This is a genomic window from Achromobacter marplatensis (assembly GCF_049060505.1).
GTDB lineage: Bacteria > Pseudomonadota > Gammaproteobacteria > Burkholderiales > Burkholderiaceae_B > Achromobacter > Achromobacter marplatensis_A.
Genome location: NZ_JBMGRB010000009.1, coordinates 181974 through 204099, shown reverse-complemented (window position 1 = coordinate 204099; position 22126 = coordinate 181974). Strand labels below are relative to the sequence as shown.

The 22126-nt window shown below is 66.2% G+C and carries 24 protein-coding genes; 18 read left to right on the top strand and 6 right to left on the bottom strand.

Going from position 1 to position 22126, the window contains the following annotated elements; translation table 11 throughout:
* Positions 1 to 71 precede the first annotated feature (71 nt).
* The 6 genes from ACI0FO_RS22140 to ACI0FO_RS22115 all read left to right on the top strand — a co-directional run bounded on the left by ACI0FO_RS22140 (position 72) and on the right by ACI0FO_RS22115 (position 6902).
* Complete coding sequence (locus ACI0FO_RS22140; protein ID WP_416030186.1) at positions 72 to 1643, top strand: ABC transporter substrate-binding protein; 1572 nt, start codon at positions 72 to 74, stop codon at positions 1641 to 1643.
* A 63-nt stretch (positions 1644 to 1706) separates the two neighbouring features.
* Complete coding sequence (locus tag ACI0FO_RS22135) at positions 1707 to 2624, top strand: ABC transporter permease (protein WP_105556782.1); 918 nt, start codon at positions 1707 to 1709, stop codon at positions 2622 to 2624.
* Position 2625: 1 nt separating this feature from the next.
* Complete coding sequence (locus ACI0FO_RS22130; RefSeq protein ID WP_310029089.1) at positions 2626 to 3543, top strand: ABC transporter permease; 918 nt, start codon at positions 2626 to 2628, stop codon at positions 3541 to 3543.
* A 1-nt stretch (position 3544) separates the two neighbouring features.
* Complete coding sequence (locus ACI0FO_RS22125) at positions 3545 to 4534, top strand: ABC transporter ATP-binding protein (protein ID WP_416030183.1); 990 nt, start codon at positions 3545 to 3547, stop codon at positions 4532 to 4534.
* A complete protein-coding gene (locus tag ACI0FO_RS22120; RefSeq protein ID WP_416030181.1) occupies positions 4531 to 5511 on the top strand; it encodes an ABC transporter ATP-binding protein in 981 nt (326 codons plus the stop codon). The genes ACI0FO_RS22125 and ACI0FO_RS22120 overlap by 4 nt, the downstream gene beginning before the upstream one ends.
* A complete protein-coding gene (locus tag ACI0FO_RS22115; protein WP_416030179.1) occupies positions 5508 to 6902 on the top strand; it encodes a M20 family metallopeptidase in 1395 nt (464 codons plus the stop codon). Before ACI0FO_RS22120 ends, ACI0FO_RS22115 begins: the two co-directional genes overlap by 4 nt.
* On the opposite strand, the gene ACI0FO_RS22110 is transcribed toward ACI0FO_RS22115, so the two are convergent.
* Positions 6899 to 7783 (bottom strand): LysR family transcriptional regulator, encoded by an 885-nt coding sequence (locus tag ACI0FO_RS22110; RefSeq protein WP_416030177.1) that lies wholly within the window; start codon positions 7781 to 7783, stop codon positions 6899 to 6901. The genes ACI0FO_RS22115 and ACI0FO_RS22110 overlap by 4 nt on opposite strands.
* Before the next feature lie 109 nt (positions 7784 to 7892).
* Here ACI0FO_RS22110 and ACI0FO_RS22105 point away from each other — a divergent pair, with 109 nt between their 5' ends.
* Entirely contained in the window at positions 7893 to 8288 is a 396-nt protein-coding gene (locus ACI0FO_RS22105) for a hypothetical protein (RefSeq protein ID WP_416030175.1), read from the top strand.
* A 147-nt stretch (positions 8289 to 8435) separates the two neighbouring features.
* Positions 8436 to 9425, top strand: a complete 990-nt coding sequence (locus tag ACI0FO_RS22100) for a Bug family tripartite tricarboxylate transporter substrate binding protein (RefSeq protein ID WP_416030173.1) — start codon at positions 8436 to 8438, stop codon at positions 9423 to 9425.
* Positions 9426 to 9474: 49 nt separating this feature from the next.
* Here ACI0FO_RS22100 and ACI0FO_RS22095 read toward each other — a convergent pair whose 3' ends face one another.
* Positions 9475 to 10056: a TetR/AcrR family transcriptional regulator gene (locus ACI0FO_RS22095; protein ID WP_416030416.1), complete on the bottom strand. Its 582-nt coding sequence runs from the start codon at positions 10054 to 10056 to the stop codon at positions 9475 to 9477.
* A 482-nt stretch (positions 10057 to 10538) separates the two neighbouring features.
* Here ACI0FO_RS22095 and ACI0FO_RS22090 point away from each other — a divergent pair, with 482 nt between their 5' ends.
* Together ACI0FO_RS22090 and ACI0FO_RS22085 are read left to right on the top strand one after the other, a co-directional pair.
* Positions 10539 to 11159, top strand: a complete 621-nt coding sequence (locus ACI0FO_RS22090; protein WP_416030171.1) for a hypothetical protein — start codon at positions 10539 to 10541, stop codon at positions 11157 to 11159.
* A 130-nt stretch (positions 11160 to 11289) separates the two neighbouring features.
* Complete coding sequence (locus ACI0FO_RS22085; RefSeq protein WP_416030169.1) at positions 11290 to 12267, top strand: Bug family tripartite tricarboxylate transporter substrate binding protein; 978 nt, start codon at positions 11290 to 11292, stop codon at positions 12265 to 12267.
* Between the two features lie 63 nt (positions 12268 to 12330).
* On the opposite strand, the gene ACI0FO_RS22080 is transcribed toward ACI0FO_RS22085, so the two are convergent.
* The 3 genes from ACI0FO_RS22080 to ACI0FO_RS22070 form a co-directional block, all read right to left on the bottom strand.
* Positions 12331 to 12672, bottom strand: coding sequence for a hypothetical protein (locus ACI0FO_RS22080; RefSeq protein WP_416030167.1), 342 nt, complete (start codon positions 12670 to 12672; stop codon positions 12331 to 12333).
* Positions 12662 to 13168 carry a DUF523 domain-containing protein gene (locus ACI0FO_RS22075; protein ID WP_416030165.1) on the bottom strand — a complete coding sequence of 169 codons (507 nt, stop codon included), beginning with the start codon at positions 13166 to 13168 and terminating at the stop codon, positions 12662 to 12664. Before ACI0FO_RS22075 ends, ACI0FO_RS22080 begins: the two co-directional genes overlap by 11 nt.
* Positions 13169 to 13266: 98 nt before the next feature.
* Positions 13267 to 13560, bottom strand: coding sequence for a hypothetical protein (locus ACI0FO_RS22070; protein WP_416030163.1), 294 nt, complete (start codon positions 13558 to 13560; stop codon positions 13267 to 13269).
* Positions 13561 to 13658: 98 nt separating this feature from the next.
* On the opposite strand from ACI0FO_RS22070, the gene ACI0FO_RS22065 reads away from it, so the two are divergent.
* The gene (locus ACI0FO_RS22065) at positions 13659 to 14453 is read left to right on the top strand and encodes an AraC family transcriptional regulator (protein ID WP_416030162.1); all 795 of its coding nucleotides are present in this window, start codon (positions 13659 to 13661) and stop codon (positions 14451 to 14453) included.
* Positions 14454 to 14465: 12 nt separating this feature from the next.
* Here ACI0FO_RS22065 and ACI0FO_RS22060 read toward each other — a convergent pair whose 3' ends face one another.
* Positions 14466 to 16289 carry an NYN domain-containing protein gene (locus tag ACI0FO_RS22060; protein ID WP_416030160.1) on the bottom strand — a complete coding sequence of 608 codons (1824 nt, stop codon included), beginning with the start codon at positions 16287 to 16289 and terminating at the stop codon, positions 14466 to 14468.
* 126 nt (positions 16290 to 16415) lie between these two features.
* On the opposite strand from ACI0FO_RS22060, the gene ACI0FO_RS22055 reads away from it, so the two are divergent.
* The 7 genes from ACI0FO_RS22055 (at position 16416) to ACI0FO_RS22025 (ending at position 22072) form a co-directional block, all read left to right on the top strand.
* The gene (locus tag ACI0FO_RS22055) at positions 16416 to 16973 is read left to right on the top strand and encodes a GNAT family N-acetyltransferase (protein ID WP_416030158.1); all 558 of its coding nucleotides are present in this window, start codon (positions 16416 to 16418) and stop codon (positions 16971 to 16973) included.
* A 179-nt stretch (positions 16974 to 17152) separates the two neighbouring features.
* On the top strand, positions 17153 to 18025 hold the full coding sequence (locus tag ACI0FO_RS22050) for a motility protein A (RefSeq protein WP_416030156.1): 873 nt from the start codon (positions 17153 to 17155) through the stop codon (positions 18023 to 18025).
* Positions 18022 to 18981 (top strand): OmpA/MotB family protein, encoded by a 960-nt coding sequence (locus ACI0FO_RS22045; RefSeq protein WP_416030154.1) that lies wholly within the window; start codon positions 18022 to 18024, stop codon positions 18979 to 18981. Before ACI0FO_RS22050 ends, ACI0FO_RS22045 begins: the two co-directional genes overlap by 4 nt.
* A gap of 130 nt (positions 18982 to 19111) precedes the next feature.
* On the top strand, positions 19112 to 19465 hold the full coding sequence (locus ACI0FO_RS22040) for a YciI family protein (RefSeq protein ID WP_416030152.1): 354 nt from the start codon (positions 19112 to 19114) through the stop codon (positions 19463 to 19465).
* Between the two features lie 474 nt (positions 19466 to 19939).
* Positions 19940 to 20350, top strand: a complete 411-nt coding sequence (locus ACI0FO_RS22035; RefSeq protein ID WP_105556764.1) for a YciI family protein — start codon at positions 19940 to 19942, stop codon at positions 20348 to 20350.
* A 19-nt stretch (positions 20351 to 20369) separates the two neighbouring features.
* Positions 20370 to 20777: a VOC family protein gene (locus ACI0FO_RS22030; RefSeq protein WP_105556763.1), complete on the top strand. Its 408-nt coding sequence runs from the start codon at positions 20370 to 20372 to the stop codon at positions 20775 to 20777.
* Positions 20774 to 22072 carry an RNA polymerase sigma factor gene (locus ACI0FO_RS22025; RefSeq protein WP_416030150.1) on the top strand — a complete coding sequence of 433 codons (1299 nt, stop codon included), beginning with the start codon at positions 20774 to 20776 and terminating at the stop codon, positions 22070 to 22072. Before ACI0FO_RS22030 ends, ACI0FO_RS22025 begins: the two co-directional genes overlap by 4 nt.
* Positions 22073 to 22126 lie beyond the last annotated feature (54 nt).

Genomic DNA, 22126 nt, shown 5'->3' with positions numbered 1-22126 from the left:
CAGGGTGGCGCGGCCCGGAGCGAGATGATGGATACGCAGTACATGTAGTGCCTTCCAGAGGAGCCTTCACCATGGCTGATTGTCGCTTCACACCCGTCTCACCCGTCTTGCCCAACCGCCACGCCCCTGCCCTTCGCGCGCTGACCGCCGCCTTGCTGGCCTGCGCCACGCTTGCCTCCCAGCCCGCGCTGGCCGGCAAGAAGGACGACACGCTGCGCATGGCCTATGACCAGGCGCCGGAAAGCGTGGACCCGTATTTCAACAACGTGCGGATCGGCGTCATCATTGCCGCCAACGTCTGGGACACGCTGCTGTACCGCGATCCCGTCACCAACGAGTACAAGGGCCAGTTGGCCAAGAGCTGGAAGCAGGTCGACGACAAGACGATGGAATTCGAGCTGCGCGAAGGCGTGAAATTCCATAACGGCGAGGAGTTCGACGCGGACTCGGTCGTGTATACGCTGAACTACGTGGCCGATCCCAAGAACAAGGCCGTCACGCAGCAAAACGTGGCCTGGATCGACAAGGTCGAGAAGATCGACAAGTACAAGGTGCGCCTGACCACCAAGGAGCCCTTCCCCGGCGCCAAGGAATACCTGTCGACCACCGCGGCCATCCACCCGGCCAAGTATTACCAGGAAGCCGGCCCCAAGGGCATGAACGCCAAGCCGGTGGGCTCGGGCCCCTACAAGGTCACCGACTACCAGCCCGGCAAGTCCATTACGCTGGAGCGCAACGCCGACTACTTCAAGGACTCGCCGAAGGCGCAGCCGAAGATCGGCCGCGTGGTCATCCGCTTCATCCCCGACCGCCAGACCCAGATGGCCGAAGTGATCTCGGGCGGCGAAGACCTGATCATGAGCGTGCCCAAGGACCAGGCGGAACAACTGGGCCAGATGCCCAACCTGCAGATGGTCACGGGCAACACGATGCGCATCGTGTTCATGCAGATGAACATCCAGGACGGCACGCCAGCACCCCAGCTCAAGGACGAGCGCGTGCGCAAAGCGATCATCCACGCGATCGACCGCGACGCCATGCTGAAGAACATCGTGGGCGAAGGCGGCGGGCTGATCAACACCATCTGCACGCCATCGCAAGTGGGCTGCACGCAAGACGGCGCGCCCACCTACAAGTACGACCCGGCGCTGGCCAAGAAGCTGCTGGCCGACGCCGGTTATGCCAATGGCTTCGACATCGACATCGTGGCCTACCGCGAACGCAACCAGACCGAAGCCATCATCAACTACCTGCAGGCGGTGGGCATCCGCGCCAAACTGAACTACCTGCAGTACGCCGCCATGCGCGACATGATCCGCGCCAACAAGGCATCGCTGACGCACCAGACCTGGGGCTCCAACCTGGTCAACGACGTGTCGGCGTCCACGCCGGTGTACTTTGCCTTCGGCAACGACGACGTCACGCGCGACGCCAAGGTGCGCGACTTGCTCAATAAGGGCGACCACACGATCGACCCCGCCCCGCGCAAAGCCGCCTACAAGGAAGCGCTGGACCTGATCGCGCAGAAGGCCTACGCGGTGCCGCTGTGGACGCTGCCCGCCTACTACGTCGCCACCAAGGACGTGAACTTCAAGCCCTACTCGGACGAGCTCGTGCGCTTCTGGGACATGAGCTGGAAGTAACGCGGGGTTGCCGCGGGCCGGTCTTGCGCCGGCCCGCGGCGGTGAAACGATAGAGGAAGTCCTATGCTTTATTTCACGATCAGGCGCCTGGGCCTGGCGGCGCTGGTGGCGCTGACCGTTTCGATCCTGGCATTCCTGCTGCTGCACCTGTCGGGCGACCCGGCGCTGGCCCTGGCGGGCGAAGGCGCGCGCCAAGCCGACATCGACATGATCCGCAAGACCTACGGGCTGGACCGCCCCCTCGTCGTGCAATACGCCGACTGGCTCTGGCATATCTTGCAAGGCGATTTTGGCACGTCGGTGTATTTCAAGACGGAAGCGGGCCCGCTGATCCTGTCCAAGCTCAAAACCACCTTGCTGTTGGGCATGGGCGCGCTGGGCTTCGCGCTGCTGATATCCATTCCGCTGGGCGTACTGGCCGCGCTCTATAAAGGTAGCCTGATCGACCGCATCTGCCTGGCCATCGCCGTGCTGGGCCAGGCGCTGCCCAACTTCTTCTTTGCGCTGATCCTGATCATGCTGTTCTCGATCTCGCTGCGCATCCTGCCCGTGTCGGGCAGCGGCACCTGGCAGCATTTCGTGATGCCGGCCATTGCGCTGGGCTACTACGTGGCGCCCGCTTTCATGCGGCTGATCCGCGCCGGCATGATCGAAGTGCTGGGCGCGGACTATATCCGCACCGCGCGCGCCAAGGGGCTGCCGGCACGCAAGATCATCTTCAAGCATGCGCTGCGCAACGCCATCGTGCCGGTGGTGGCGCTGGCCGCGGTGCAACTGGGCTACCTGCTGGGCGGCTCGGTCGTCATCGAAACCATTTACGCGCTGGACGGGCTGGGCTACCTGGCCTACCAGAGCATCACGTACAAGGACTATCCCGTCATGCAGTTGATCGTGCTGCTGTTGTCCGTGCTGTACGTCTTGCTGACGCTTGCCGCCGATATCGCCAACGCGTGGCTGGATCCGCGCATCCGGGTGTCCTGACATGAACACGCCTATCCTGACTCCCGCCGCGCCCGGCGCGCCCGCGCCCGCCCCGCTGGAACTGTCCGCCTCTACCCTGCGCTGGCGCCGGCTACGCCGCAACAAGGCCTTGCTGGCCGGCGGCGGCATCCTGCTCGTCATCGTGCTGATTGCACTGCTGGCGCCGTGGATCGCTCCGCACGACCCCTACTTCCAGGACTTGGCCTACCGCACGGCGCCGCCCGTCTGGTATGACAAAGGCACCTGGCTGCATCCACTGGGTACCGACCAACTGGGTCGCGATTACCTGTCGCGGCTGTTCTACGGTGCGCGCATTTCGCTCTTGATCGGCATCAGCGTGGCGCTGATTTCCGGGCTGATCGGCACGGCGATGGGCATGGCCGCCGGCTACTTCGGCGGCAAGGTCGACATGGCAGTGTCGTTCCTGATAACGACCCGGCTGTCGATGCCCGTCATCCTGGTGGCGCTGGCTACCGTGGCCATCGTGGGCGGGTCGCTGTGGGTGGTGATCCTGGTGCTGGGCCTGCTCAAGTGGGACCGCTACGCCGTCGTCATGCGCAGCGCTACCCAGCAGGTACGGTCGCTGGAATATGTGGCCGCGGCGCAGGCCGCCGGCGCATCGACCTGGCGCATCGTCTGGGGCGAAGTCCTGCCCAACGTGGTGCCGCAATTGATCGTGATCGCCACGCTGGAAGCCGCCAGCGCCATCCTGCTGGAGGCCTCGCTGTCATTCCTGGGCTTGGGCGTGCAGCCGCCGCTGCCGTCCTGGGGCCTGATGATCTCCGAGGCCAAGGCCTACATGTTCTTCTCGTTCTGGCTGATCGCCATCCCGGGGTCGGCGCTGGCGCTGCTGATCTTCGCGATCAACCTGGCCGGCGACGGGCTGCACCAACTGCTGACGCCTGAAGAGAGGGCCTGACATGAACGACAAGGAAATCGTCCTGGACGTGCAGGGGCTGACCGTCGACATCGCCACGCCGCGCGGCCCGCTGCACGCGGTACGCGACGTGTCCTTCCAGGTCCGGCGCGGTGAAACGCTGTGCCTGGTGGGCGAATCGGGCTGCGGCAAATCGATGACGTCGCTGGCCATCATGGGCTTGCTGCCCAAGGCCGCCACGCGCAGCACGCGCCGGCTGTCGGTGCTGGGAGAAGACCTGTCCGCCGCGCGCGGCCGCCGCATCAACGCCCTGCGCGGCAGCAAGATGGCGATGATCTTCCAAGAGCCGATGACCGCCTTGAATCCCGCCTACGCCATCGGCGAACAACTGACCGAGCACTACATCCACCATCGCCATGCCAGCAAGCAGCAGGCGCGCGACCGTGCCATTGAATTGCTGGAGAAAGTTGGCATCGCGTCCGCCGGACAGCGGCTGACGCAGTACCCGCACCAGTTGTCGGGCGGCCTGCGTCAGCGCGTAATGATCGCGATGGCGCTGATGTGCGGCCCCGAACTGCTGATCGCCGATGAACCCAGCACCGCGCTGGACGTCACCATCCAGGCGCAGATCCTGCGCCTTCTTGCGGATTTGCAGGCGGAGCTGGGCATCGCCATGGTGCTGATTACCCATGACCTGGGCGTAGTGGCGCGCATCGCGCGGCAGGTCGCCGTGATGTATGCGGGCCAGATCGTCGAGGAAGGCCCGGTTGAAAGCATCTTCGCCACGCCGCGCCATCCCTACACCCAGGGGCTGCTGGGCTGTATCCCCGTGCCCGGGCGCACGCCGCCCGGCGAATCGCTGGGCACCATCCCGGGCGTCGTGCCGTCGCTGGTGGGCGACCTGCGCGGCTGCGCCTTCGTCGACCGCTGCCGCCACGCGCAAGCGCAGTGCCGCGACACGATCCCCGTTCATGGCCGCCCGCCCGAACAGCAATGGCGCTGCATCCGCCAAGAAGAAGGAGTCCTGGCATGAGCGCGCTCTTGCAAGCCGATGCCGTCAGCCGGCAGTTTTCGATCCGCGCGGGCATGTTCAAGCCGCGCAGCACGCTGCATGCCGTCAATGGCGTGGACTTGGCGGTCGAGCGGGGCGCGGTGCTGGGCATCGTGGGCGAATCCGGCTGCGGTAAATCCACGCTGGCCCGCATGCTGCTGGGCTTGACGCCGCCCACCGAGGGCGCGATCAAATTGGACGGCCAGGATATCCGCCAAATGGACCGCCGCGCGCTTGCCCGCCGGGTGCAACCGATTTTCCAGGACCCGTATTCGTCCTTGAACCCGCGCCGGTCCATCGCGTCCATCGTGTCGCTGCCCCTGGAAGTGCACGGCATTCCGAACCCCAAGCTGCACAAGGCCATCGAGATGCTGGAACGCGTGGGCTTGCCCGCGCGCCTGGCGCACAACACGCCGGGCCAACTATCCGGCGGACAGCGGCAACGCGTGGCCATCGCCCGCGCGCTGGTCATGCACCCCGAGATCGTCATCTGCGACGAACCCACCTCGGCGCTGGACGTGTCGGTGCAGGCGCAGATCATGAACCTGCTGATGGACCTGCGGCGCGAATTCAACCTGACCTATGTCTTCATCAGCCACAACCTGGCGGTGGTGGAGCACATCGCCACGCACGTGGCCGTGATGTACCTGGGACGCGTCGTGGAGTCCTCGCCTACCGCGCAGCTGTTCCACGCCCCCCGCCATCCTTACACGCAGGCCTTGCTGGCGTCGGTGCTGACGCCGGAGCCGGGCCTGGGCATCCCGGACATGGGGTTGGGGCTGTCTTTTCCCGATCCCTTGCATCCGCCAACGGGCTGCCCCTTCCATCCGCGCTGCCAGTCCGCGATGGCGCAATGCAAGACCGACCGGCCGGCATTGGCGCTGCGCGACGAATCCGTGGTGGCGTGTCACCTGTACCCGACTTCATCCTCTCATCCCGACGGAGCCCGACCATCATGACTCGTGAGCAAGCCATCGCCCAAGCGGAACACTGTTTTGATTCGGGCGCCTTCCGCGCGCTGCTGGCGCGCCGGCTGGCGCTGCCCACGGAAAGCCAGAACCCGGACCGCGCGGCCGTACTGGCCGACTATCTGGAATCCGAGATCCGCCCCGCGTTCGAAGCCCTGGGCTTCACCTGCCGCACGCTGACCCATCCCAAGGCGCTGGCGCCTTTCTTGTATGCCGAGCGCATTGAAGACCCTGCTCTGCCGACCGTGCTGGGCTACGGACACGGCGACGTCATCCGCGGCCTGGAAAAGGAATGGAAGGACGGCTTGTCGCCCTGGGCGCTGACCGAAGCCGAAGGCCGCTGGTATGGCCGCGGCATCGCCGACAACAAAGGCCAGCACACCATCAATATGGAAGCCTTGCGGCTGGTGCTGGAAACGCGCGGCAAGCTGGGCTTCAACGCCAAGTACCTGATCGAGATGGGCGAAGAGACCGGCTCGATGGGCCTGCGCGAACTGTGCGCCGAACATCGCGACATGCTGGCCGCCGACCTGCTAATTGCTTCCGACGGCCCACGCCTGGCCGCCAAGCGCCCCACCATTTTCCTGGGCGCGCGCGGCAGCCTGAACTTCGACCTGAGCATCGACGCGCGCGCCGGCGGCCACCATTCCGGCAACTGGGGCGGGCTGATCTCCAACCCGGGCATCCAGCTGGCGCACGCCATCGCCACGATCGTCTCGCCCACGGGCCAGATCCGCATCCCCGAATGGGTGCCGGCCGAACTGCCGGCCGCCGTGCGCCGCGCGCTGGCCGATTGCCAGGTGGACGGCGGCGCCGATGGGCCGGAGATCGAACCGGACTGGGGCGAGCCCGGCCTGTCGCCGGCCGAACGCGTGTTCGGCTGGTGTTCCTTCGAGGTGCTGGCCTACAAGACCGGCAACCCGGACACGCCCGTCAATGCCATCCCGCCCAAGGCCTGGGCTCGCTGCCAGTTGCGCTTCGTGGTGGGCGTGAACCCGGACGACCTGGTGCCGGCGCTACGCCGGCACCTGGACCGGCAGGGTTTCCCGATGGTGAAGATCTCGCTTACGCGCGAATCCATGTTCTGCGCGACCCGTATCGATCCGGACGACGATTGGGTGCAATGGGCAGTGAATTCGCTGGAACGCACGTCTGGCGAAAAGACCGCGTTGCTGCCCAACCTGGGCGGCTCGCTGCCCAACGACATCTTCACGGATGTGCTGGGCCTGCGCACGATCTGGGTGCCGCATTCGTATCCCGGCTGCTCGCAGCATGCGCCCAATGAACACCTGCCGCCGGAACTCCTGCGGCAGGCGCTGGGCTTGATGACGGGTTTGTACTGGGATCTGGGCGCCGGCGGCACGCCCGCCGTGGCACGCTAAGGCCGTTCAGGCGCGCGTAGGAAATCGATGAAGCGCCGAACCTTGGCGCTAATGTGGCGGGTGTCGGGGTAGACCGCGAACACCGGTTGCGGCGGCAGCGAGTACGACGGCAACACGCGCTGCAACGCACCGCGCGCCAATGGTTCTTCCAGCAACCAGTCGGGCAACGCGGCGACGCCGCAGCCCGCTTCGGCAAACGCCAGCAGCGCCGATGCCGTGTCGGCATGCGCAACGGGCGCAACGCGTAGCGTGTGCGGGCGCCCCTTGCTGTCCGTCAAACGCCAATGGCCGCTGCGTCCGGGGCGGTTCGCCAGCCAGGGCATGGCGGCCAGGGCCTGCGGCGTGCGCGGCGTGCCATGTGCCGCCAGCAAGGCCGGGCTGGCCACCAACAGCAGCTTGAATTCACCGATGGGCGTTGCGCGGTAACTGGAGTCCGCCAGGGCACCCACGCGGATCGCCAGATCCAGCCGGTCGCCGATCAGGTCGGCGTGCGCCGAGCTGGCCTGGTAGCTGACGCGCAGCCCCGGATGCTGCCGGGCAAACGCCGCCAGCGCCGGCGCGACGATCCGATTGCCATAGTCCACCGTGGCGGTCACGCGCAAACTGCCGGACAGCGCGGCCTGCCCAGATCGCGCCTGGTCCACGGCCGCCTCGGCCTCGCGCAGCAATCGCGCGCATTCGGCATAGAACCCGTCGCCCGCCTCGGTCAGGGCCAGCCGCCGCGTACTGCGGGTCAGCAGCGCAACGCCCAGCTCTCGTTCCAGCTGCTTAAGATTGAAACTGACCACCGCTTTGGTGACGCCAAGCGTATCGGCCGCCGCCGTGAACGAGCCCGCTTCGACGACCGCCACGAACATCGAAAGGCGATTCAGGTTGATCAACGCGCGCCTCATTGTCAAAAAAACACGAACAGTATATCTGTCCAACTGGTCTTTTTCCGGTATCGCCGCCCTCCTAGAATGGCGCTCCCTTTTACCGATGAAGCCCGCCATGACCGATCTGTCCTCCACTTGCCTGCGCCTGACCCTGGACGCTCACGCGCTGATCGAGCAATGGATTGGCCAGGCCGATGCGCCCGACGGCGCCTTGGCGGAACTGCTGTCCGGCTTCGCGCCCGGCTTCACCATGATCACCACCGATGGCCAGTGTCTGGCGGGCGACGCGCTGCCGGCCCTGTTTGCCGGCCTGCGCGGCGCGCGTCCGGGCCTGAAGATTGGTATCGACGAGATGGCGGTGCGGCATGCGGACGCGGCCTCGGTGCTGTTGAGCTACCGTGAGCGGCACGCCTGGCGCGACGGCGCGACCCAACGGCGGGCGACCGTCCTGTTCACCGCCGACGCCGGTGCCCGGCCGCTCTGGGCGCATCTGCACGAAACCTGGGCCTAAGGCCGGCCGCGTTTTGTCCATATCCCCTGCGGCTATATGCAAGCGGGGAATAAATCGTTGGCGCAAGCGGCGGGAATCATTAGAGTCCAACGCCGTCCCGTCGCGCCCGCATTCCGCTGGCGCGCGTCTTCGATACGAGCCACCTTCATGCCCTTGCCCTTCGCGCCCTTCCAATTCCTGGCGGCACGCCGCAGCACCCTGCTTGCCCTGACGCTGGCCGTCGCCGGCATCGGCGTTGCCCAAGCCGAGCAACGCGTCGTCCGCATCGTCGTCCCTTACGGCACCGGCGCCGTGCAGGACACGATCGCCCGCGCCATCGGCGACGAGCTGGGCCAGGCGCTGAACGCCTCCATCGTGGTGGAGAACCGCGCGGGCGCGGGCGGCACCGTGGGCACGTCGCAAGTCGCGCGCGCCGCGCCGGACGGCAACACCCTGGTGCTGGCCGCGGCCAGCCATCACATCGCTGGCTATCTGTACAAAAACCTTAGCTACGATCCGTATAAGGACTTCACGGGCGTGGCCTATCTGGGGGACACCGGCTACATCATCCTGGCGTCCGCCAGCTTGAACGTGAAGAACCCGGCCGAGTTCATCCAGGCCGTCAAAGCCAAACCCGGCGCCTACGACTACGCATCGGCCGGCAACGGCAGCGCCTCGCATCTGGGCATGGCGTCGTTCCTGACCGCCGCCGGCGCGCAGATGCAGCACATTCCCATGAAGTCCACGGGCGACGCCGTCACGGAATTGCTGGCCGGCCGCGTCCAGGCGGTCACGGCGGCCACCATCGGCGTCACGGCCTATCGGCAGGACCCGCGCGTGACCTTCCTGGCCTACACCGGCAAAACCCGTTCGCGCTTCGCGCCCGACCTGCCCACCGTCGCCGAAAGCGGCTTGCCCGGTTATGCCTTCGATTCCTGGCTGGGCCTGCTGGCGCCCGCCGGGCTGCCGTCGGCCGAACGTGACAAGATCAACGCGGCGGTGAACAAGGTGCTGGTCGATCCCAAGGTGCAGGCGCGGCTGGCATCCCTGGGCGTCGAAACTAGCGCCAAGACCCCTGAACAGTTCCAGGCCCTGCTGAAGGCGGACTGGGAGGCGGCCGGCAAGCTGGTCGAGGCCTCAGGGGCGCGCGTCGAATAACACCGGGCGCCTTTTTTGCCTTCGGGCGTGGCAAAAAAAAAGCCTCCGGCTAGGAGGCTTCGCGTGGCGGCTGCCGGTCGGGACGAGGGTCGGGCTCGGGCTCGGCCTGCCGCATGCCGTCCAGCAGCAAGTCGGTGATGAATTCGGCCAACGCCTGCTGCTGCGCGGCGTCCGGCATTTGGCGCGTGAAGCGTTCGATGATGCCCATCAGGGATTGCGCGAACCAGTCGGCCGGGATCGTCGTCCGAAATAGCCCCGCCTGCTGCTCGGCACGGACGTTGTCGGCGATCATCGTCACCAGTTCGTCCTTCAGCGCTTCAGCCGCCGCCACCTGAAAGAAGCCGATGCGGGTCAGATTGGGGTCTTCCTGCAAGATGGCAAGCAGGCCGCGGACGCCCCGGCGGATACGGTCCGCCAACGCCGCCCCGCCCAGACCGGCCGGCAAGCGCGCCTGGCTGATGGCTTGCCGCAAGCGCTGCGCGAACATGCCCACCAGTTCATCGTAGGCGGCTTGCTTACTTGGGAAGTACTGATAAAAGACGGGCTGGGTCACGCTGGCGCGGGCAACGATGTCGCTGATCCGCGTCTGCTGGAATCCGCGCTCGGCGAACTCCGCCGCGGCAACCTCCAGAAGCTGTAACCGTGTGCGTTCACCTTTCGTGAGACGCTTGTCTTGCGATAAAGAAGAGGGTCGTGCCGTAATCATCGCGAGAAAGTACTACCGTTCATGGCTTTTCGCCACTGTTTCGCGCGGTTGCCCGGTACGGTGAAATCGCGCCCGTTACGCTTGTTGCGAAGTTATTGCGGTCGACGCGCATCGTCGCGCACGGCCGGAGCCGGCACGCGGCACGGCGGGAAATCAGCTTTCCGAAACGGAGCCATCGGCCAACCGGTTACGAACTTACGAAAGGTTGAACATTGCATCGTCGCAATTTGGCGACAGCCGGGGCGGCCCGGTTGCCGCTGGCCGGGTCGGGTTCCCGCCCTGTTCGCTGAAGCGGGTTGAAATGCCCGTAGCTTTTGCAACAACTTTTGGAGCGTTCACCGCAGTAAAGTAACGCTATCGCTTTGCGCCATGCACGGTGCGTGCGCAAGGCGGCCAGGAGCAAGATCATGAAACGGTTTACAGGCCGGATGCTCGTCGCGGCGTTGGCGCTTGCCGTGGCAAGCGCGCCTGCGATGGCAGGCGGACGCGGTGGTTGGGGCGGCGGCTACGGCGGCGGCCACGGTGGCTATGGCGGCTACAACGGCGGCAGTTACCACGGCGGTTATCACGGCGGCAGCGGGTATCGCCACCATGGCGGCGGCGGCAGCAGTTCTGCCGGATGGTGGGTCGGTGGCGCCTTCGCGCTGGCGGCGGTCGGCTTGCTGCTGGCGGCGGACTCGGGCCCGACCTATGCGCAGACAGGCGTCTACGCTTCGCCCGGCGTCGCTTATACCAGCCCGCCCGTGTATGCCGAGCCCGTCTACGAATCGCCGCCCGTCTATAGCGCGCCCCCCGTCGCCTATGCGCAACCGCAGGCACAGCCGCAATACGCACCGGTGGAGTACGAGGCCGCGCCGAAGGTCAATCAGGCGCAGGCGAACGCCACGGCCGATTGCCAACGTTGGGCCATGAACCAAAGCGGCTACGACCCGGCCACCATCTCGCAATGGACCACGCAAATCATGGTGGATTCCTACAATAACGCCCTGGATTCCTGCATGACCAGCCGCGGCTACCGCGCCAACTGACGCCGCAACCCCGGATATTCCCCATTGCCCCAACGCGCCGGCGTGCACACACTGCATGCCGGCGCGCCGCATTGGACGGCCGTCGGAACGCACGGCCGTCCAATGCGGCGCCGGGCATCAAGGGGAAGCCATGCTCAACTTCAAGCGGTTCGCCGGCCTGTGCGCATTCAGCGCGCTCTACGCCGCCTCATTCGCAGTCCACGCCCAGACCGACGCCAAGCCGCCGGCACTGACCATTGTGGTGCCCTATGGCGCGGGTGGCATCGTGGACAATACCGCGCGCGCTTTTGCGCAGAAGCTTGCCGTCGAACTCGGCCGGCCCGTCGTCGTTGAAAACCGCGGCGGCGCGGGCGGCATGATCGGCATGAATGCCGTGGCGCGCGCCCACGACGAGAACACGCTGGGCTTTACCGCCGTCAGCCCGGTGACGCTGTCGCCCCACGTGATGAAGACGCTGTACGACCCGTTGAAAGACCTGGCGCCAGTGGCCGCCGTGATGTATTCGCCGGTGTATCTGGTGGGCGGCCCGAAGTTCACGGGTAGCGATTTCAAGGACATGCTGGCCCAGGCCCACGCCGACCCCGACGGGCTGTCGCTGGCGACGGCCGGCGTGGGATCGCTGGGGCACCTGATGCTGGAGCAGATCAATGGCCAAGCCAAGGTGCGCATTACCCACGTCCCGTACAAAGGCATGGCGCAGATGGTGCCGGACGCCCTGGGCGGGCAGTTCACGTTGATGCTGGTCAACGCCTCCGCCCCGGTCAACGCGCTGATCGACGAAGGCAAGCTCAAACTGCTGGCCGTGGGGTCACCGGCCCGCCTGCCCGGACGGCCCAACGCGCCGACGTTTGCGGAACTGGGCTATCCCATGGCAAACATGACATCCACCTTCGGGTTCTTCGCGCCGGGCAGCTCCAGCGCGGATTTCCGGCTACGCATGAACACCGTGATCAACAAGGTCGCCGCCATGCCCGACATCAGCAAGCCGTTGACCGACGCGCTGAACATCATGTCGCCCGGCAGCGTGGAGCAGTTCGCGCAACAGGTCCGGCGGGAATATGCCGACAACGGCAAGATCGTCAAAGCGGCGAATATCCGCAGCGAATGACCCGCTGCGGATGATCCGCTAGGAACGATGCGCTGCGAACGATGGACCCGGCGCAGGATGGGTTCAGCGCCGCCAGCCGCGCCAGGCGCACAGCAGCCCGGCGGCCAGCAGCAGGGCCGCCGGCACCACCCAGACGAAACCGGACGACGTGTAGACCACCTGGTCGACGGGGTCGTAGTAGCGGCCCAGTTCATTGAAGTCCCACTTCCAGTAGAACGCGTACCAGGCGTAGAAGAAGAACGCCGACAACGGCAGGAGCAGCGCGGCGGCAATACGCGCCGGCCACCGGCGCGCACCGGGCGCGACAGCAGCAGCGGACCGGCCGGAAAGCGGGCCCGCTCGCCAGGCGAAGAACGCGGCCACCGCTGCCGCCAGCAACGTCAACGCCCCTGCGCTAATCCACATGCAAAGCCTCCCATCCCGCCAGACAGGCCTGAGCCTCGTCCCATTGTTTTTCGCTGAAGACCCGTATACCCGCCCGCGTCAGCAGTTCCGCCGTCACCCCCACGCCCGGCTGGCGCCGACCCGCGAAATGGCCGTCGTACACATAGCCGCTGCCGCAGGAAGGGCTACCTTCTTTCAGCACCGCCACATGGATGCCGTGTTCCTGCGCGGCAGCCAGCGCCGCTTGTGCGCCCTGCGCGAACGGCAGCGTGACGTCTTCGCCCGTCACCGCCACGACCCGCGCCCCCGCGTCCAGCACGTCGGCGGCCATCCTGCCGGGTTCGATTTCCGCGGGCGGCCGGGGAATCGGCATGCCGCCCGCCACTTCGGGACACACAGGCACGACGCGGCCTTCGGCCAGCCACCGGGCCAGCACGGCGTGGCCATGGGGCACGCCGCGTCCGTCATAGCGCACGGGATTGCCCAATAGACAGGAACTGATCAGTACGTATTGCATGGAAAATCCGGCGGCAAAACGCCAAGGGGCGGGCCGCAAGCCGCGGCACCGATGGAAAACGACGAATCATAGACCACCGGCCCGCGCTTGCCCGGCGCTTAACCGCCCTGGCGCCGGCCTGCTTCAGCTTTCCTTTCGGCTTCAGCTTCCCGGACCCAGGCGCGCAGGCCCGCATCCTGGATTTGCAGGATGTCGAACAGGCCCAGCGCGCGTAGCGCCGGCAGCGCGTCCTGGATATCCCGCCGAGCCTCGGCGACAGCCTGCGGGGCAGCCGAGGCGTCCAGGCACACCCGCGCATTCGCCAGAAAGGCGCCCACCGTTCCCTTGCGCACGGCAACGCCGTTGAAGGTCCCTTGATCCTTGCCATCCGGCAAAACGTCTTGTGCTTGCATCTGTCGCTCCTGACTGTGTTGGACGCAAGCGCTACGATAGACGTCCCTGCTTGGCAATTCTGCGTCGTTTTCGACAATCAATACGGTATTTCTGCCAAATGTCTTCCCTGGCTTCCCCCCTGCCCTTGCTTGCGCCCGAACGAGCCCGGTCGCGGCGCGGCCCCCGGCTGATCGCCGTCCGCCGCGTGAACGGCGATCAGCGCGACACGGCCATGCATCGGCATGCGCGAGGGCAACTGCTGGGCGCCTATCAGGGTTTGCTGACCGTCTACGCGGGCGACATGCAATGGGTGGTTCCGTCGCTGCATGCCGTCTGGATTCCGCCGGATCAGCCGCATGGCCTGCTGTCGCATGGCCCGTATGCCGGGTACAGCGCCTACCTGAGTCCGGCCGCCTGCGCCGGCCTGCCGGCGTCGCCCACCCTGCTGCGGGCTTCCGCCCTGCTGGTGGCCGCGGTGGACCGCGCCGCCTCGTGGGAGGACGGCGCGCCCGACACCGCGCGCCGCCACATCGAAGCCTTGATCCGGGAAGAAATCCGCACCTTGCCGCCAGCGGGCGCGGCGCTGGTCCTGCCCGGCGATAGCCGGCTGCGGCGCCTGGCGTTGGCGCTATCGGACGACCCGTCCGATACGCGGCAACTGGACGCCTGGGCCAAGGTGATCGGTATGGCGCCGCGGACGCTGGCGCGCCGTTTCCTGGCGGAAACCGGCATGACCCTTGGCGCATGGCGTCAGCAAGCGCGGCTGATGCGGGCGCAGGAGATGCTGGCCGCCGGCGCACCGGTCACCACCGTGGCGCTGGAATTGGGCTACGACAACGTCAGCGCGTTCATCGCCATGTTCAAACGCGAATTAGGCGTCACGCCGGGCCGCTACCGCGGCCCGGCGATCTGAACCGAGCGCGCATCAGGATTCCGAGGCGGCCGTCTTGCGCGGCTGGCGCGCACGCGTTGCGGTTTTGCCTGCCGTCTTGCTGGCCGTCTTGGCCGGCGCCTTGGTGGCCGTCTTGGCGGCGGTCTCGGAAGCCGCTTCAGCTTGCGGCGCGGACGCCGACCCTGCCTTGGCCGGTTCGGCAACCGCAGCGGCCTTCGACGTCCGGGCCGTTTCGCGTTCGCCGGTCTTGGCCGCAGCCGTCTTGGTGGCGCTACGGGTACGGGTAGCGGCACGCTTGACGGCCGGGCTGGCCGGCGCGTCTTCGACCGGTCTGGCCGGGGCGCCGGCAAACGGATCCGCCTGCTTGGCGGGGGCCTTGCCGGTGGGCTCGCGGCGGGTTTCCACCACAGGCTCCACAAAGGTCCATTCAGCGATATTCACGGCCGGAATCGGCTGGCGTGCCTGGGGCAACGGCGTAGGCATGGGCGGAAGCCGCGACGCCTGGACTGGCTTGGGAGCTTGCGCGCGAGCCAGCGCATCCGCGCGCATGGCCTCCAGCTTGGCCACTTCTTTCTCCAGTTCCTGGGCAGTTTGCCTGTCGGCTTCGGCTTGTTTTTCAGCTTCCGCCTGTTTGTTGGCTTCCGCCTTGGCGTCTGCCTGTTTGTTGGCTTCTGCCTGTTCGGCGTGAACGAACGTCCTGGAAGGCGCCGCAGGCGGCGTGGCCACAGCGGCTTGCGTCGCCTGCGGCACCGTGACGGGTTCGTCCGATGCCGCGTCGGACGCGACGGCTACGGCCGGTTCGGCAATGCCTTGCTCGACATACTGGCTGGCGCCGCGACCCGACTTGCGGCCACCGCGCGACCGGCGGGAAGGACGGGGATTGGCTTCCTCTTGCACCACGTTCGCTTGCGCGTCGTCGGCGTCGATCTCGGCATCGTTCTCCACCGGCGCCGCCTGGCGGCCACGCCCGGAACGGGATCCGCCGTTGCTGCCTGCACGGCTCACGGCGGGCGCGCTGTCGTCGCTGTCGGCGCTATCGCGATACACATAGGTGCCGGACTTCTCTTCACGGCCCACTTCCAAGAAGCCGCGCGACTGCGCCTCATCCAGCAAATTGCCGAAGGCGCGAAAGCCGTAGTACGACTCGTTGAAATCCGGTTTGCGGCGTTTAAGCGCGTCCTTCAGCGCCGACGCCCAGATCTTGCCGCTGTCGCCGCGTTCGGCCATCAGCGCTTCGAACGTCTCGACGACCATTTCCACGGCCTGGGTCTTGCGGGCTTCGAGTTCTTCCTTGCGGCGGCGCTCTTCGTCCGGCGTCCGGCGCTGGCCGGCATTGGCGCCGCCCCGGGTGTCGCGCCGCGCGTCGGCGGTGCGCTGGCCTTCGCGGGCCAGATCGTCATAGAAGATGAATTCGTCGCAATTGGCGATCAGCAGATCGGACGTGGATTGCTTCACGCCCACGCCGATCACCTTCTTGTTGTTTTCGCGCAGCTTGGACACCAGCGGCGAAAAATCGGAATCGCCGCTGATGATCACGAACGTGTTGACGTGCGACTTGGTGTAGCAAAAGTCCAGCGCGTCCACGACCAGCCGGATATCGGCCGAGTTCTTGCCCGACTGGCGCACGTGCGGAATTTCGATCAGCTCGAAATTGGCTTCGTGCATGGGGGCTTTGAATTCCTTATAGCGCTCCCAGTCGCAATAAGCCTTCTTGACGACGATGCTGCCCTTAAGCAGCAAGCGCTCCAGCACGGGCCGGATGTCGAACTTCTGGTACTTGGTGTCGCGCACACCCAGCGCTACGTTCTCGAAGTCGCAGAAAAGCGCCATGCTGACGTTTTCGTTGGGGGTATTCATGGGGTTCTCCAATGCTGCGGCGGCTATAGCGGCTGACCGCCAGATACCGCTCATGATATACATATCCGGCTGTATCCCCTTCAGCCGCCCTTCCAGACCCCTGCCCCGGCTTGCCCAGCACCCGCCATGACCTACCCCGCCCTGACCACCGCCCGCCTGACGCTGCAGCCGCTTGGCATGGACGACGCAGACGCCATCCAGCGCATCTTTCCCCAATGGGAGGTGGTGCGTTTCCTGGCGGATCAGGTGCCGTGGCCATATCCGGACAACGGCGCCAGCGACTACATCCAGCACGTGGCGCTGCCCGCCATCCGCAAGGGCGAACAGTGGCACTGGACCGTACGCAGGCTGGACGCCCCAGGCGACCTGATCGGCGTCGTCAGCCTGATGGACGACGATTCCCACAACAACCGCGGCTTTTGGCTGGACCCCGCCCATCACGGCAAGGGCTACATGACCGAGGCCAGCGAAGCCATCACCGCCTATTGGTTCACGGTGCTGGGCAAACCATTGCTGCGGGCGCCCAAGGCCATCGCCAACACCGGTTCGCGCAAGATTTCCGAGCGCGGCGGGATGCGCGTCGTGGGCGTTGAAGAACGCGGTTTCGTCAGCGGCCGCCAAGCAGCCGAAATCTGGGAGATCACCCGCGACGAATGGCTGGCCCGGCGTCCGCGTCAAGCCTGACCCCTTCGATCCGCCCCCATTTTCGGCCCCTGACGGCTGGGGCCGGCCAACAGGTTAAGCCGGCGCTTACCGGCCCTTTCGCCCTGCTTTCCGACGGATTGACTGCGGCGCCCCCTGGCTAGAATTTCCCGAAAATCCAGCATTCCGCGCGCGGAGTGCCTCCCTTTCGGGCAAGATCCATGAATCCGTCTTCCGTCATCGGCGCCGTCGTCGGCCTGCTTACCCTGCTTATCGTCGTCGCGCTGTCCGCCACCGACGCCAGCATGTACTTCAACCTGCCGGGTTTGGCCATCGTCCTCGGCGGCACCTGCGCCGCGCTATTCATCGCCTACCCGCTTGCCGAAGTGCTGCGGATTTTCAAGCTGGTGCGCACCGTGTTCCGCAACGATCAGCACGATCAGCAACGCGACATCGAAGAACTGGTGGCGATGGCGCAGCTGTGGATGAACACCGACGTTCACAAGGTCGAGCAGGAGCTCAAGAAGGTCTCGAACCCGTTCTTGCGCACTGGCGTGCAGTTGATCATCGACAACACCCCGGAAGACCAGATCATCGAAGTGCTGCAATGGCGTGTCGCGCGCTTGCGCGCCCGCGAACAGGCGGAAGCGCAGATGTTCCGCGTCATGGCCACCTTCGCTCCCGCCTTCGGCATGCTGGGCACGCTGGTCGCCCTGATCAACCTGATGGCGGTGCTGGGCGACGGCAGCATGACGATGATCGGCCAGCACCTGGCGGTGGGCCTGATGACGACGTTCTACGGCATCCTGCTGGCCAACCTGGTCTGCAAGCCGATCGCCTTGAAGCTTGAACGCCGCACCGCGCGCCGCATCGAGTCGATGAACATGGTGCTGCAAGGCATCTCGATGATGTGCGAAAAGCGCGGCCCGGCCGTCGTGCGTGAAACGCTGAATTCCTTCGTCATGCACGTCGAAGACGAAATCCACGACGGCGGCGTGGCCGCTGCGACCCCGCCCAAGCCCAAGGCGGAAGGCCAGGTCAAGCCCGCCGTTCAGCCCGTCTCCATCACCCGTCCGGCCGCCGCGCGTCAATGAGCCTGATTTCCCCCTCGCTGGCGCAGCGGATCGAGCGGGCCCGCCAGGCCCAGTTGCGCGCCCAGAAAGCGGCGGGCAACAGCGGCTGGCGGCCCAGCCAGACCGACCGCAAGGACCGCTACGCCCGCTGGCACGTCGAAGAGACCGTCGAGCAGGATGCCGAGAACTGGCTGCTGAGCTACCTGGACCTGATCACCCTGCTGCTGGCCATGCTGGTCGTGATGCTGGCCGTGGCCCGTTTGCACGGGCAGGCGCCCGCCGCGTCCGATACGCCGGTGGAACTGGTGGGCACGCTGGCCGCGAGCGGCCTGCCCAAGTACGACGGCGAATATGCCGAGTTCGACGCCACGCCGATTCCCGCCAGTTGGGCCGAACCGCCCACCGAAGCGCGCGCCGCGGAATCGTCGGGCGCCGATGCGTCGGGCGCCGATGACGGCGTGAAAGTGGCCGACGCCGCGCCGCCGCTGAAGGCGCCTTCCAAGGAGTCCCTGGGCCTGGGCGACCTGGGCAAATCGGTCGACGTGATCATTAATGAACAGTCCGTCAGCTTCCGCATCAGCAACGAACTGCTGTTCCCCTCGGGCCAGGCCACGCTTAGCCCGGCCGGCCTGGATGTCATCAAGCGCCTGGCCGCGATCCTGACCAAGAACGAATACCAGGTGTCGGTGGAAGGCCATAGCGATCCGGTGCCGATCCAGACCCGGCAATTCGCCTCCAACTGGGAACTGTCCAGCAGCCGCGCCACCAGCGTGCTGCGGGAACTGGTGCGCGACGGCGTGTCGGCCCAGCGGCTGCGCGCCGTGGGCTACGCCGAAACCCGGCCCATTGAATCCAACGACACCCCCGCCGGCCGCGCCGCCAACCGGCGCGTCGAGCTGATCATGGACATCGCGCCGAAACACGCCCCTGCCAAGGAAGCGCAAGCCGCGGTCAAATCCGTTGCCAAAGCGCCCTGAACGGGGCGGTTCGACGGTGGCCATGGACGGCCCCGCCGGTGCCAGCGCCCCTGCCGGCGCATCGATTTTCCAGGAAGACTGACGTAAGCTTCCCGGAACCGCCATCGTGAGCCGAACCGGAACCCGCGCCATGTCCTATCTACTGCTGATCGTTGAACCCGTGGGCCAGCGCGCCCAACGCACGCCCGAAGAAGGCCGCGACGCCTACGCCCAGATGGTGCGCTACGCCGATGGCCTGAAAGCGCGCGGCCTGCTGAAACAGGCCGAATCCCTGAAATCCGAATCCGAAGGCGTCCGCCTGCAAATCCGCGACGGCGAACGCTCGCTGGTGGACGGCCCTTATGCCGAGGCGAAAGAAATGATCGGCGGCTTCTTCCTGCTAACGTGCGACACCCGCGAAGAGGCGCTGGCCCTGGCAGCTGAATGCCCGGCCGCGCAATGGGCAACGGTAGAGGTCCGCGAACTGGGCCCGTGCTTCATGTAGGCGTCCCGCTCGGCGAAACGCCCGGTGAAGCAACGCCGGGGGAAACCCGCCCGACAATGCCGGGCCGGCCTGGATTTAGCGGGTCAGCAGTTTCCTTTCTTGGCCTGTCCGGGGGGACAGAATCCGCCGCGGCCGCCCCCGCCGCCATCGTGGGGATCGATCACCACCGAACCGCTAGGCGTATACACGGCACAGCCAGAAAGCAAAATGGCCGCCAAGGCCAGACCACACAACATTCTCATATCAATACTCGCTTGGATAAAGACGCTGCGAGTTTAGGAGAGGCGCCTGCAACCAGGTCCGGCCGTTCGTAACAGACTGCATTGCCGTTCCGGCGCGGCCCAGAACCTGGTATTTACCCTAGGCTTGAAAATTCTATGTCGATCTGACGTCTTGCCGTTCGTCGTGTCAGTACAAGCCAAAAATCCGAACCGGAACCCAGGCTGCGATGTCCAGACCCCAGGAGAAACTCAGATGCGATTCATGATCATCGTCCGCGCCACGCCCGACAGCGAAGCCGGCTTGATGCCGGAAGAAGACCTGCTTGCCTCGATGGCGACCTACCACGAAGCGCTGGCCAAGGCCGGCGTGCTGCTGGACGCCAACGGATTGAAGCCCTCATCCCACGGATGGCGCGTGCAATACGACGGTGGCCAGCGCACCGTGGTGGACGGCCCCTTTGCCGAGACCAAGGAATTGATCGCCGGCTACACCATGATCCAGGTGCGCTCGCGCGAAGAGGCCATGCAGTGGGCGCTACGCTTTCCCGAGCCTTTCATCGGCCAGCCTTGCGCCATCGAAGTGCGCCAGCTGTACGAATTGGAAGATTTCGCGCCCAGCAAAGCCGTGGACCGCTTTCGTGACATTCCCGGCGCCAGCCACTGATCCCATCCGGAGCACCACTATGCACAAGCAGATCTACATCAACCTTGCTATCGACGACATGCAGAAGTCCCAGGCTTTCTTCAAAAGCCTGGGCTTCACGTTCAATCCGAAATTCACCAACGACCAGGGCGCCTGCATGGTCATCGGCGACAACATCTACGCCATGCTGCTGACCAAGGACTTTTTCCAGGGCTTCACCGACAAGCCGCTGGTCGACGCGGCCCTGGCCAACGAAGTGTTGATCGCCCTGTCATGCGAGAGCCGTGCCGAGGTCGATGGTCTGATCGCCCGGGCGCTGGCCGCCGGCGCCACCACGCCGCGCCCGCCGCAAGACCATGGTTTCATGTACGCCCATGCCTTCGAAGACCTGGACGGCCACATCTGGGAACTGGTGTACATGGAACCCGAAGAGGCCGCCGGCGCATGAGCCTGACGGAGACCCATCGGGCCATCGAGGCGGTCTGGCGGATCGAAGCCGCCAGCGTCATTGCCGGCGTCGCGCGGTTGGTGCGAGACGTCGGCCTGGCCGAAGAACTGGCGCAGGACGCGCTGGTGGCCGCCCTTGAACGTTGGCCCGACACGGGTGTGCCGGACAACCCGGGAGCGTGGCTGATGACCACCGCGAAGAACCGCGCCCGCGATCGCTTGCGCCTGGACGCGCTGCACACCCGCAAGCATGATCAGATCGGCCACGAGCTGGAGGCATTACAGGCTGACGTAGAGCCTGATTTCGTGGATGCGCTGGACGCCGCCCGACAGGACGACATCGGCGACGACCTGCTGCGGCTGGTCTTCACCGCCTGCCATCCGGTGCTGTCCACCGAGGCCCGCGTGGCGCTGACGTTGCGGCTGCTGGGCGGGCTGTCCACGGCCGAAATCGCCCGCGCGTTCCTCGCCTCGGAATCGACGATCGCCCAGCGCATCGTGCGGGCCAAGCGCAGCTTGACGGCGGCCAAGGTGCCCTTTGAAGTTCCCCGGGAACAAGACCGTGGCCCCCGCCTGGCTTCCGTGCTGGAAGTTATCTACCTGATCTTCAACGAGGGCTATTCGGCGACGTCAGGCGACGACTGGATGCGGCCGGCGCTGTGCGATGAAGCGCTGCGCCTGGGCCGGATCCTGGCCGAACTGGCCCCCGGTGAAAGCGAAGTGCATGGCCTGGTGGCGCTGATGGAACTGCAGGCGTCCCGCCTGCCTGCACGCACCGACGCGCAAGGCCGGCCCGTACTGCTGATGGAGCAGGACCGCGGCCGCTGGGATCCCTTGCTGATCCGGCGCGGGCTGGCGGCGCTGGCGCGGTCGGCGGCCCAGGGCGGCGCACTGGGCGCTTATGCGTTGCAAGCAGAGCTGGCCGCGTGCCACGCGCGCGCCCGCACGCCCCAGGAAACCGATTGGCCGCGCATCGTGGCGCTCTACGATGCGTTGGTGCAAGTGACGCCGTCGCCGGTAGTGGCCCTGAACCGGGCGGTGGCCGTCGGCATGGCGTTCGGCCCCCAGGCGGGGCTGGAATTGGTGGACGCCTTGGCGGCCGACGCCGCATTGGCCAACTACCATTGGCTGCCCAGTGTGCGCGGCGACCTCCTGGCCAAGCTTGGCCGCCACGCCGAGGCCTATGCGGAATTCGAGCGTGCCGCCGGCATGACACGCAACGCGCGCGAACGCGAACTGCTGCTGGCGCGCGCCCGCGACATGCAAGCGCAGCCTACGCCTTCCGTCAAAGACTGAAACGCGTTCTTGGCAACCAATAAGGCGCAAGGGCGCCAGCCGCCCGCCTTTCCT